The organism is Pseudomonas sp. S3_E10 (genome assembly GCF_054667615.1).
The window spans coordinates 741,115-753,463 of the sequence record NZ_CP162743.1 but is presented as its reverse complement, the minus strand read 5'-3'; the positions used below and the strand labels follow the sequence as shown (position 1 = coordinate 753,463).

The following is a 12,349-nucleotide window of genomic DNA, read 5'->3' as shown; positions in this document are numbered from 1 at the left end:
CCGGCTGTGCCTGTGTGACAGGCGTGGCGCGGCGTGGCGGTACCTGCACGACGGTTTTTTCCTCGCGCAGGAGTTACACCATGAACCTCACCCTGTTGAAAGAGTTCTTTGCCGGTTTTCTGCGGACCCGGCACATCGCCCGGCACTTCCGCCGCCTGGCCATGCTCGACACCGTGGCCGACGCCAGCGTCAGCCGCGAAGTGCCGCCGACCTTGGCGCAAACCCTGGTGGCCGCGGCCAACCACAACACCGTGCAGTTGCTCGGTACGTTGGGCAGCCATGTCGAGGGCCTGAGTGCTCCAGAGGCCGACGCCCTGCGCGTGCAATACGGTCTCAATGAAGTCGAGCACGAGCAGCCGCTGCCATGGTGGGCGCACCTGTGGCATTGCTATAAAAACCCGTTCAACCTGCTGTTGACCTTGTTGGCGGTGATCTCCTGGCTGACCGAAGACATGAAGGCCGCCACCGTGATCTTCTCCATGGTGGTGCTCTCGACGCTGCTGCGTTTCTGGCAGGAAGCCAAGTCCAACAAAGCGGCCGATGCGCTCAAAGCCATGGTCAGCAATACGGCCACCGTGCTACGCCGCGATGGCGCCAAGCGCATAGAGCTGCCGATCAAACAGTTGGTACCGGGCGACCTGATCGTGCTGTCGGCCGGCGACATGATCCCCGCCGATTGCCGCGTGCTCAGCGCCAAGGACCTGTTTGTCAGCCAGGCCGCAATGACGGGCGAATCGATGCCGGTGGAAAAATTTGCCCAGCAGCAGGACGCCAACACCCGTAACCCATTGGACCTGGAAAACATCCTGTTCATGGGCACCAACGTGGTGTCCGGTGCGGCGACGGCGGTGATTCTGACCACCGGCAACAGCACCTATTTCGGCGCACTGGCCCAGCGTGTGACAGCCACCGACCGCGCCACCACGTCGTTCCAGCATGGCGTGAACAAGGTCAGCTGGCTGCTGATTCGCTTTATGTTTGTGATGGCGCCGCTGGTGCTGTTCATCAACGGTTTCACCAAGGGCGACTGGACCGAAGCGCTGTTGTTCGCGCTATCGATCGCCGTGGGCCTGACCCCGGAAATGCTGCCGATGATTGTGACCTCGACGCTGGCCAAGGGCGCGGTGTTTCTGTCGCGCAAAAAGGTCATCGTCAAGCGCCTGGACGCGATCCAGAACTTCGGCGCGATGGACGTGCTGTGCACCGACAAGACCGGCACCCTGACCCAGGACAAGATTTTCCTGGCACGCCATGTGGACGTGTGGGGTGAAGAGTCCGACGACGTATTGGAAATGGCCTACCTGAACAGCTACTACCAGACCGGCCTGAAAAACTTGCTGGACGTGGCGGTGCTGGAGCATGTGGAGGTACATCGGGAGCTGAAGGTCGGTACCGCCTTCCATAAGGTCGATGAGATCCCGTTCGACTTCAATCGCCGGCGCATGTCGGTGGTAGTGGCCGAGCAAGGCCTGCCGCATCTGTTGATCTGCAAGGGCGCCGTGGAAGAAGTCCTGTCGGTGTGCAACACCGTGCGCCATGGCGACACCAGCGAGGCGCTGACCGAGCCATTGCTGGCGCGTATTCGCCAAGTGACCGCGGCGTTCAACGAAGAAGGCCTGCGCGTGGTGGCCGTGGCCGCACAACCGATGCCGCCGGGGCGCGATACCTACAGCCTGGCGGATGAAAACAACCTGACGCTGATCGGCTACGTGGCCTTTCTTGATCCGCCCAAGGAAAGCACCGCGCCGGCGCTCAAAGCCCTCAAAGCCCATGGCGTAGCGGTGAAGGTACTGACCGGCGACAACGAACTGGTGACCGCCAAGATCTGCCGCGAAGTGGGCCTGGAGCAACAGGGCCTGTTGATGGGCAACGACATCGAGGACATGACCGACGCTGAACTGGCCAAGGCCGTCGAGACCACCAATGTGTTCGCCAAGCTGACGCCCAGCCACAAGGAACGCATCGTGCGCCTGCTCAAGGCCAACGGGCATGTGGTGGGTTTTATGGGCGACGGGATCAACGATGCGCCGGCATTGCGCACGGCTGATATCGGTATTTCGGTGGACAGCGCGGTGGACATCGCCAAGGAGGCGGCCGACATCATCCTGCTGGAAAAGAGCCTGATGATCCTGGAAGAGGGCGTGCTGGAAGGCCGGCGCACCTTCGCCAATATGCTCAAGTACATCAAGATGACCGCCAGTTCCAACTTCGGCAACGTGTTCTCGGTGTTGGTGGCCAGTGCGTTTATCCCGTTTTTGCCGATGCTGCCGATGCACCTGCTGGTGCAAAACCTGTTGTATGACATTTCCCAGATCGCGATTCCGTTCGATAACGTCGACGACGAAATGCTGGCCAAGCCGCAACGCTGGCAGCCTGGGGATGTGGGCCGTTTCATGCTGTTTTTCGGGCCGATCAGTTCGATCTTTGACATCACTACGTTCGCACTCATGTGGTACGTGTTCGATGCCAACACACCAGACCATCAGACGCTGTTCCAGTCGGGCTGGTTCGTGGTGGGGCTGCTGACCCAGACGCTGATCGTGCACATGATCCGTACCCCGAAAATCCCGTTCCTGCAAAGCCGTGCGGCGATGCCGTTGATGGTGATGACCGGCGTGATCATGGCCGTAGGGATTTTCCTGCCGATGGGGCCGCTGGCGCATTACTTCAAACTGCAGGCGTTGCCGTCGCTGTACTTCGTGTTCCTGCCGGTGATTTTGCTGGCGTACATGGCGCTTACCCAGGCCGTGAAGGGCTACTACATCCGCACATTCGGCTGGCAGTAACAACCTCAGCTCAAATGCCCCCGGCCCCCGCAGGGGTCGGCGGCGGCATACAGGGAAAGTGCTTATGCAAGCAATCAACAACATTAACCTCGACTCCCTCATCGACACCCTGGTCAGCCTGACCGCCGCGTTTATCCTTGGCGGGCTGATCGGGTTCGAACGCCAGTACCGCCAGCGCACGGCGGGCTTGCGCACCAATGTGCTGGTGGCGGTGGGCGCGGCGATTTTTGTCGACATGGCCAGCCGCCTCGGTGGCGCGGAAGGCGCGGTGCGCGTGGTCGCCTACGTGGTGTCGGGCATCGGTTTTCTGGGGGCCGGCGTGATCATGCGTGAAGAAGGCAATGTGCGCGGGCTCAACACCGCCGCCACGCTCTGGGCGTCGGCGGCGGTAGGGGCATGCGCCGGTGCCGATCTGGTGCTTGAAGCGCTGCTGGGCACGCTGTTTGTGCTGGCGGCCAACACCCTGCTGCGGCCCATCGTCAATAACATCAACCGCCAACCGCTGGATGTGGTGTCGGCGGAGGTCACCAACATCCTCTATGTGATTGCGCGACGGACCCAGCAAACCGCAGTGTTGGCATTGCTGGAAGCCGAGTTGGCGCGTTGTAACTACCCGGCCAGCGATGTCGATGTGCGGCCCTTCGGTACCGAGGAAGTGGAGATCGAAGCCACATTGGCGGTGACCTCAGTAGATGGTGACGAGCTGGATGCGCTGGTGGCGCGGATCTCCAGATCAACCTTGGTGGTACAGGCCTTCTGGAGCCCCAGTACCACCGAATAGCTGCCTGGGCGCAGGCTGACTGTGCCGAGGAAAAGTCCTACTACTACGCGAGACTATCCCTTCATCCAAAACGGCATGCCGTTGTTAAGGTTTGCGCGCTTGCGCCTGCTCAGCAGTCAAGGTGCGGCGTTACGTGGTGACTGTGATTTCAAGATGAGGGGCTTTTACTGCCTGAGGCGTTGCGCAGCGTAATCAGTGCCGTTTATCGGAACTGTTACTTTTCACAGGTAGTTGGGCCTCGCGTGATATGTAAGCGTACTGATCTTCCTAGGGGAGTCTTATGAGCAATAAAGCTTTAATTGTGGACGATCATCCTTTTATACGCGCCACCGTGAAGCATCTGTTGAAGCAGGAAGGCTTCGATACGATTTTCGAGGCGGGTAACGGTGCCGACGCCATGCAGGTTGCACGCGAAGAGCGGCCGGATCTGGTCATCCTCGACCTGGCAATGCCCAAGCTCGGCGGGTTGGAGGTGATCAGTCGGATCAAGGCGCTGGAACTGCCCTGTAAGATCCTGGTGCTGACCTCGTACTTGGCGGTGTTTTTTTCCACCCGCTGCATGCGCGCCGGAGCGATGGGGTTTGTCGCCAAGACTGGAGAACTCGATGAGTTGCAAAAGGCAATCCGGGCGATCCGCTCCGGCTACAGTTGCTTCCCCAGCCTGCCTACCAGTTCGGTGCGCCGCGATGATCTGCAATCTACCGAGCAGGAGTTGGTGGACGCGTTGTCCGACCGCGAATTGACTGTGCTGCAAAAACTGGCTTTGGGCCTGGGTAACAAGGATATCGCCGAGGACATGCTGTTGAGCCACAAGACCATCAGTACCTACAAGACGCGGCTTAAGGAGAAGTTACGCATGTCGTCGGTGGTACACCTGTCCAAGTTTGCCCAGCGTAATCATTTGATCTGAAATGGCCACTTCGCGGCGGCTGAAATGCATGGCCATCGTGCTGCTGGGGCTGTTGCCCGGTGCGGCGGTGGCCCTTGATGAACCACAGAGCCTGCGCCTGCTGGGGCATTCCACCCTGGCAAACCCTTCATTGACGCTGGACGAAGCTGACTGGCGTTGGCTACGCCAGCGCCGCACGCTGTCGATGGGCGTGTCGGCGCCCGATTATGCGCCCTTTGACCTGAGCAACAGCAACGAGCTGGAAGGCATTACCGCCGATTACGCCGCGCTGATCGGGCAGGCGCTGAATGTCACGATTGAGGTGCGCCGATACGATACCCGTGACGAAGTCATCGAAGCCCTCAAGACCGGTGCCGTGGATTTCGTGGGGTCGTCCAACGGTTATGAGGCAGCCGATCCGCAATTGCTGCTGTCGCGCTCCTACGCCAACGATCAGCCCGTCTTAGTGACCCGCGCCGGCGAAAATCACGCGCTGAAAGCTGATCTTTCGGGCAAGCGCGTTGCGATGCTCTACCACTACATGCAGCCCAATACTGTCCAGGCGTTTTATCCCAAAGCGCGGTTGCAGTTGTTTGGCTCGACCTTCGAAGCCATCGGCTCCGTTGCATTCGGCCAGGCGGATGTCTACCTGGGCGACGCCATCAGCACTCGCTACCTGATCAACAAGAACTATTTGAACAACGTGCGCATGGCGGATTTTTCCGCGCTGGAGGTCAACCCCTTCGGTTTCGCGTTCGCCAAGGGCGATGCGCGTCTGTTGAATATTTTCAATGCCGCACTGGCGGTGGTGCCGGTCAACCAACAGATGGAAATCCTGCGTCGCTGGAGCGCCGGCAGCAGTGGTTTCCTGGAGGCCGGGCGGCTGCGCTTGAGTAACAGCGAACAGCGCTGGCTGGAGAAGCACCCCTGGGTGAGGGTGGCTGTGCTCGATAAATTGGTACCGCTGTCGTACTTCAATGAACAAGAGCAATTCGAAGGGCTGAGCGCCGAAGTGCTGTCGCAGATCAGCTTGCGCACCGGGTTGAAGTTCGAGGTGGTACGCGGCAGTTCACTGCCTCGGCAACTGGATGATGTGGACGCCGGCCGGGTAGATATGGTGGCGGCGATCACGCCGAGCGTCGAGCGTGCCGACAAGATGCGCTTTACCCGGCCTTACCTGTCCAACCCCTACGTTCTGGTGGTGCGTGCCGACAATGACCGCCTGATCACCCTGGAAGACATGGCTGGCAAACGGCTTTCGCTCATTCGCAGCAATAGCCTTGCCGCGCAGATCGCCCGGGATTATCCAGACATCGGGTTTGTCGACGTCGAGAATCCTGAGCAGGCCCTGGAGTCGGTTGCCAAAGGGCGGGCCGAGGCCGCGCTGTTGTCGCTGATCAGCGCACGCTACATGATTGCGCGTAACTATCGGGACCGCCTGCGCATCACCAGCACGGTGGGTACGGAGCCTGCGCGGATTGCGTTTGGTGTCAACCGCGGCCAATTGGAGTTGTACTCGATCCTCGACAAAGCACTGTTGAGCATAACGCCCGAAGAGATGGACGAACTGACCAACCATTGGCGCAGCGAGATCCTCATCGAGGACAGCTACTGGACGCGTCACCGCAACGTTATTATCCAGGGCTTTGGCTTGGCCGCACTGTTGCTGCTGATCACCCTGGGCTGGGTGCTTTACCTGCGTAACCTGATCCGCAAGCGCGCCCAGGCCGAACGGGCCTTGAGCGACCAGATGCGCTTTATGAGCGTGCTGATCGACGGCACGCCCCACCCGATTTACGTGCGTGATCGCCTGGGCCGATTGATGGCTTGCAACAACGCTTACCTGGACGTCTTTGGTTTCAAGTTAGAAGACGTCATCGGCAAGACCGTGGTGCAAACCGATACCGGCAACCCGCCCCAGGCCCGGTCGTTCCATGCCGACTACTTGCGTCTGATGGAACAGGGCGAGCCGCAGATTCATGACCGCATTCTCAAAGTGCCCAATGGCGATGTGCTGACTATTTATCAGTGGATGTTGCCGTACCGCGATGGCGACGAGAAAGTGGTGGGCATGATCGCCGGCTGGGTGGACGTGAGTGAGCGCCAGCGCTTGTTGGGCCAGTTGCAGGAGGCCAAGGAGGAGGCCGACGCCGCAAACCGTGCCAAGACGACCTTCCTGGCGACCATGAGCCACGAGATCCGCACGCCCATGAACGCGGTGATCGGCATGATTGAGCTGGCCCTGAAAAATGCCGAGCAAGGGCGCGCAGACCGCGATGCGCTGGAGGTGGCGTCGGTGGCGTCCCGGAGCATGCTGGAGTTGATCGGCGATATTCTCGACATTGCGCGGATCGAATCCGGCCACTTGTCCCTGAGCCTGGAGGCGGCCAATGTGCATGAGCTGCTGGCCTCGGTGGCGCGAGTGTTCGAGGGGCTGGCGCGGGACAAGGGGCTGGTCCTGCAAGTGGAATTGGACCCCTTGATCGACCGCCTGGTGTTGATCGACCCGCTGCGCTTTAAACAAGTGATTTTCAATGTGCTGGGTAATGCGATCAAGTTCACCGCCACCGGCCAGATACGCCTGCGCGCCCAGGGCGTACCGGCATTGTCCGACGACCATCTGAGCCTGCGGGTCTGGGTGGAAGACACCGGGATGGGCATAAGCGCTGAAGATCAGCAGCGTTTGTTCAATCCGTTTATCCAGGGCAGCAACAATGAACAATCGGCGCGCAGCGGCTCAGGCCTTGGTTTGGTGATCAGCCGCAACCTGTGCGAGATGATGGGTGGCCAGTTGCACCTGAGCAGCGTGCTGGGCAAGGGCACGCGGGTGGATCTGATGTTGACATTGGCGCTGACCACGGCAACGCCGGCGGCCCTGACCGTTCCGTCTCTTCCGCCGGCTCGTGCGTTAAGCATCCTGGTGGTCGATGACTACCCCGCCAACCGCCTGTTGCTGGAGCGGCAATTGAGTTTCCTGGGGCATCGCATCGTCACGGCGCAGGACGGCATTCAAGGGCTTGCCCTGTGGCAGGCCGGGCAGTTTGATGGGGTGATCACCGATTGCAATATGCCCCTCAAGGACGGTTATGCGTTGGCGCGTGATATTCGCGCGCAAGAGCGCAAGCGCGGCCTGATTCCTTGCCTGTTGCTGGGCTTTACCGCCAACGCCCAGTCAGAGGAGGCTGAGCGCTGCCGCCAGGCGGGCATGGATGGCTGTCTGTTCAAACCGACCGGGCTTGAGGACTTGCGCTTGGCCTTGGCATCGCGCACGACCGCCACGGCCACCGCTGAATCGGTCATTGATTTAAGCCTGCTGATTGCGCTGACCGGGGAGGACACGGCCGCGCTCGACGAATTGCTGGTGCCCTTGCTCGCCAGCCTGGAAGAGGACGGCGCGTTGTTGCCGACCCTGCAAAACCCGGTGAGCTTTGCCAAGCTGCATGACTTGGCCCATCGGGTAAAAGGCGGCGCGCGCATGGTTAAGGCCGAGGGGCTGGTGGTTTGCTGCGAGGCCTTGGAGGGTGTATGTGAACGGCGGGATGCCGAGGCGTTGGGCGTTTCGGTTGAGGCGTTGGGCGTGGCCATTGCGCAGGTGCATCACAGCCTGCTTCGGCAATGCAATCGGGCTTGACGGCAGTAGATAGCCATTTGGCGATTTTGGGATAAGTCCTACGCGAAGGGGGAACATCGCTGATTTTGTCTGCGGGATATGTCTGGAAAATGATCGCCTCTTACTGACGAGCGCTGCCAGCCCAGGGGTTTGCCATGCCGAACAAAGCACTGTCTATCCTGATTGCCGATGAACAGCACCTGCAACGACTGCACATCGAAAAAATGCTCAACCAGTTGGGGTACCACCGGATTGTCCCGGTACAAACCTTTGAAGAAGTCCAGATACTCACCGCCATCCCCGCTGAGCGTTTTGATGTGCTGATCATCAATGCGGGCTTGGCGGTCAATGCCTGTGAGCCGCAACCCCAGGTCCGCCACGTGCTGGTCTACGACCATCTGGACCTGGGCAAGCCTGCCGGTGCAACGCCGGCGGTGCTGGTACGCCTGCCCGGCGTGCCGGACAACGTCACCCTTGAACACTTCATGGACATCATCGACCCACCCGAGGCCACCAAGGGCCTGCGGGTGTTGCCGTGGCTGCGGGAATTATCCCGCAGGCCCGTGGCCGGGGTTTAGTCCCGCGTCGGTGCGATGGCCTTGGGGCTGAGCCAGCGATGGCCGCGCTCAAGCTCGGTTTCCCTGGCCATCAGCCCTGAGCCCGCAAGCGCTCGGCGGCACTGCGCAACAGCTGCTCGGTACCTGCCCAGCCCAGGCAGCCGTCGGTCACCGACACGCCGTATTTCATCGAGGGGCTCAACGGTTGGCAGCCTTCGAACAGGTGGCTCTCAAGCATCATGCCGATCAGCGAAGTATCGCCTTGCAGGCGTTGTTCGAGCACGTCGTTGAACACCGCCGGTTGGCGCAACGGGTCTTTGCCGCTGTTGGCATGGCTGCAGTCGATCATGATCCGCGGCGTGACCTTGGACGTGGCCAGGTCCTGCTTGATCTGCGCCACGCTCTTTGCATCATAGTTCGGCCCACGGTGACCGCCGCGCAGCACCAGATGTGTGTCGGGGTTGCCCGGGGTCTGGATGATCGCCGGGTGGCCCTGGCTGTCGACGCCGAAGTGGCGGTGCGGGTGCGACGCCGAGCGCATCGCGTCACAGGCGATTGAGACGCCGCCGTCGGTGCCGTTCTTGAAGCCCACGGGCATGCCCAGGCCGCTGGCCATTTCACGGTGGATTTGCGATTCGGTGGTGCGTGCGCCAATGGCGACCCAACTGAGCAGGTCATCGAAGTAGCCGGCGGCCATGGGCTGCAACAGCTCGGTGGCGACCGGCAGGCCCAGGCGCAGCATTTCGCGCATGAGCTCGCGGGACAGCGTCAAGCCGGCGGCCATGTCGTCACTGCCATCCAGGTGCGGATCGTAGGCCAGGCCTTTCCAGCCGATAGTGGTGCGCGGTTTTTCGACGTAGGCGCGGATCACCAGCAGCATCTGGTCGCTGACGTCGAGTGCCAGTTTCTTCAGGTTGCGAGCGTATTCCATGGCCGATTCCGGGTCGTGGATCGAGCACGGGCCGACAATCACCAGCAAGCGTGAATCTTCACCCTTGAGGATGGCGCGCACGGCCTGGCGATGGGCGTGGATCTGTTCATTGAGGAACGGGCTGAGGGGCAACTGATGCTTGAGCTCAAGAGAGCTGGGCAGGCGCTGGGTCAGGGCTTCATTGGCGCTGATCAGGTTCGAAACGGGCAGAGCGGCGATGGACGAGTTCATATTCAAGGCTTCCTGGGCAAGCGGCGGGTTGTTCCCGCGCGCTTGGCCTACTGGGGTGTTCGACAATTGGCCGTACTGGCCTGGTGTGTTGGCTTGCCACCAATAGGTGACCGATCGGAGGCGGCAGGCTGTCCCGAGCGGAGCTGGCTAAATCGCCATGCAGTGGAGGTGTCGCAGCGGTAATAGGTGGCGTAGTTCATGTCGTGAGTCCTTTTAAGTGTTCTTGATCAAACAAAATGTTCAGGGGCCTGGAAAAACAAAACCCCCGGTCGGGGAGCCGACCGGGGGTTAGATTTCTCTGGCAGGCGACCCCTTGAATGGTGGGCGCCGATTTCAGGTATCAGGCGCGCCAGTGGCTAAACCAATACCCAAAATAAAAGCTGACAGCTGCGCTCGAACCGTTCACACGGCTGGCCGACACCGAGCGCGGGGCGCTGGCGGCAGGGCAAACCTGAGTGTGGGTGAGTTGCAACATGGTGTGTCTCCAAATGATGCGGGGAGCTTACTAGAGGCACGCGGGGAGATTCAATCAGTAATTTCTATTGCGTGAAGGGACTTACGGCTATGGGGTGAGTGTCGATATGCTGGTCATACTTAGTTACCGATTGCTTGGACGCGACCATGACTGCCTTCACTGTTGCTGCAGCTCAATCCATCTCCATTGCGGGCGATGTGCGGGCCAATATCCAACGCCACTTGGCGTGTATGCGGGCGGCGGCGGCCGAGGGTGTGCAACTGCTGGTGTTCCCGGAGTTGTCGTTGACAGGCTATGAGCCGGCGCTGGCCGCTGCACTGGCGATTGCGCCAGAGGACCGGGTGCTGGCGCCCCTGCGCGAAATGGCGCAAGAACTGCGACTGACGGCGGTGGTGGGGATGCCGATTCGACTGGCGCCGGAGGCGGGTGTGTTTATTGCTGCACTGGTACTGGGTGCGGATGGCTCCCTGGCGGTCTACACCAAGCAGCATTTGCACGACGGCGAAGAGACCGCGTTTGTCCCAGGGCAGGGCGGTGCGGCCCTTGAATTCGAGGGGGAGCAGGTTGCACTGGCAGTGTGTGCAGACTTTTCCCATGCCAGCCATCCGCTTGCTGCAGCGCAAGCGGGCGCTACGGTGTATGCCGCCGGAGTGTTGATCAGTGAGGGAGGGTACGCAACGGACAGTGCGCTGCTCCGAGGCTATGCAGCTGAACATGCCCTGTTGGTGTTGATGGCCAACCATGGCGGCCCGTCGGGCGGTTGGGCGTGTGCCGGTCGCAGTGCGATCTGGGGCACCGATGGCGGTTTGCTTGCCGCTGTGCCAGGGCTGGGTGAGGCGCTGCTGATCGCCCGTCGCGATGGCGAGCGTTGGGCCAGCGAAGTGGTCGCCCTGTAAATGGCATTTTATCTACGCGCTGCGACGGACCAGGACCTGCCCTTTGCGCGAACGCTGACCCACGAGGCCATGACCCGTTACTACGTAGAGTACGGGTTGTGGTGGTCCAACGATGGCTTCGATACCGCCTGGGCCGGTCGGGAAAACTGGCTGATTTGCCGGGGCGACGTCGTTTTGGGATTTGTCAGCCTGAGCCGCGACAGCCGCGCGCTGTATATCCGCGAGTTGCATATGCTCGAAGCGTATCGTGGGGGTGGCGCAGGGAGCTGGGTATTGCAGCAGATGGCGCTCAAGGCGCAGGCGCTTGGCCTGTTGCGCCTGACGGTATTCAAGACGAACCCGGCGAAGCTGCTCTATGAGCGCATGGGGTTCAGTAACGTTGGTGAAGAAGACTACTTCTGGCGAATGGAGCGTGTCTGCCGCTCAAGCTAAACCCTGCGCACAGGCCGAATAAGCGCATACAGCTCTCAGGAGCCGACTTCCTGATCATTGTTTTGGCCATCAGCCTCAGCAAGGATGATCCCTTCTTTCATACCCAGAAGGACCGGGACCTTATGGGCCTCTCCACGCCGTCCCTTTTTGCGCCCCGCGAGCACTTGATAGGTGGTAGCCGGATCAACGCCATGCTCACGGGCGAACGCTTGAACTGACTTTCCTTGATGTTCCAGCCAGGCCTTGGCTTGTGCGGCAGTACGGATTCCGGGCATAGTTCAAAACCGTTCAAGTTTGTTTAATAAAGAGATGAGTGTGTCACCTCTTGGGGTGTGCCAGACAGGATAATACATCCAAATGAGTGGAATCGGTTCGCGTTTGAGGCAAGAAAGAGAGCGACTTGGCTTGTCGCAAAAAAGTTTCGGCGAGATCGGCGGCGTTGAAGCCAACGCACAAGGGAAATACGAAAGTGGCGGGCGCGCGCCTAAAGCGGACTATTTGTCTCGCGTCGCTGAACGAGGTGTGGATGTGTTGTACGTGTTGACCGGCACGGCCACGCCCATCCAACTGGAAAACCTGAGCCAGATCGAAGAAAAGGTGCTCGGCGATTACCGTGCGATGTTCAAGGAAGACCAGGATGCGATCCGTCGCCTGACGTCGACCTTGGCCAAACATTGCGTTGCTGTGAATGAAAAGGCCAAGCCGAAAGCCCAGGATTCCTGACTCTTCGCCCAACAAATTGAGCCGTCTGCCTCCCGGCG

At 60.4% G+C, this 12,349-nt stretch carries 10 protein-coding genes; 8 read left to right on the top strand and 2 right to left on the bottom strand.

Features of this window, described 5'->3' with window-relative positions; translation table 11 throughout:
• Positions 1–80 precede the first annotated feature (80 nt).
• From mgtA to AB4N98_RS03040, 5 genes are all read left to right on the top strand, one after another.
• Complete coding sequence (mgtA, locus tag AB4N98_RS03060) at positions 81–2,786, top strand: magnesium-translocating P-type ATPase (protein ID WP_068934559.1); 2,706 nt, start codon at positions 81–83, stop codon at positions 2,784–2,786.
• A gap of 64 nt (positions 2,787–2,850) precedes the next feature.
• A complete protein-coding gene (locus AB4N98_RS03055) occupies positions 2,851–3,567 on the top strand; it encodes an MgtC/SapB family protein (protein ID WP_017530513.1) in 717 nt (238 codons plus the stop codon).
• A gap of 280 nt (positions 3,568–3,847) precedes the next feature.
• On the top strand, positions 3,848–4,477 hold the full coding sequence (locus AB4N98_RS03050; RefSeq protein WP_017530514.1) for a response regulator transcription factor: 630 nt from the start codon (positions 3,848–3,850) through the stop codon (positions 4,475–4,477).
• Position 4,478: 1 nt separating this feature from the next.
• Complete coding sequence (locus tag AB4N98_RS03045) at positions 4,479–8,087, top strand: transporter substrate-binding domain-containing protein (RefSeq protein ID WP_135196840.1); 3,609 nt, start codon at positions 4,479–4,481, stop codon at positions 8,085–8,087.
• Positions 8,088–8,221: 134 nt separating this feature from the next.
• Positions 8,222–8,644 carry an ANTAR domain-containing protein gene (locus AB4N98_RS03040; protein WP_065878639.1) on the top strand — a complete coding sequence of 141 codons (423 nt, stop codon included), beginning with the start codon at positions 8,222–8,224 and terminating at the stop codon, positions 8,642–8,644.
• Positions 8,645–8,714: 70 nt separating this feature from the next.
• Here the strand turns inward: AB4N98_RS03040 and AB4N98_RS03035 are convergent, their stop codons facing one another.
• The gene (locus tag AB4N98_RS03035) at positions 8,715–9,785 is read right to left on the bottom strand and encodes a 3-deoxy-7-phosphoheptulonate synthase (RefSeq protein WP_065878637.1); all 1,071 of its coding nucleotides are present in this window, start codon (positions 9,783–9,785) and stop codon (positions 8,715–8,717) included.
• A 621-nt stretch (positions 9,786–10,406) separates the two neighbouring features.
• On the opposite strand from AB4N98_RS03035, the gene AB4N98_RS03030 reads away from it, so the two are divergent.
• Positions 10,407–11,156, top strand: a complete 750-nt coding sequence (locus AB4N98_RS03030; protein WP_065878635.1) for a carbon-nitrogen hydrolase family protein — start codon at positions 10,407–10,409, stop codon at positions 11,154–11,156.
• A complete protein-coding gene (locus AB4N98_RS03025; RefSeq protein WP_017530519.1) occupies positions 11,157–11,588 on the top strand; it encodes a GNAT family N-acetyltransferase in 432 nt (143 codons plus the stop codon).
• A gap of 35 nt (positions 11,589–11,623) precedes the next feature.
• Here AB4N98_RS03025 and AB4N98_RS03020 read toward each other — a convergent pair whose 3' ends face one another.
• Positions 11,624–11,863, bottom strand: a complete 240-nt coding sequence (locus AB4N98_RS03020; protein ID WP_065879546.1) for a DNA-binding protein — start codon at positions 11,861–11,863, stop codon at positions 11,624–11,626.
• Positions 11,864–11,945: 82 nt separating this feature from the next.
• On the opposite strand from AB4N98_RS03020, the gene AB4N98_RS03015 reads away from it, so the two are divergent.
• On the top strand, positions 11,946–12,311 hold the full coding sequence (locus AB4N98_RS03015; RefSeq protein ID WP_017530521.1) for a helix-turn-helix domain-containing protein: 366 nt from the start codon (positions 11,946–11,948) through the stop codon (positions 12,309–12,311).
• Positions 12,312–12,349 lie beyond the last annotated feature (38 nt).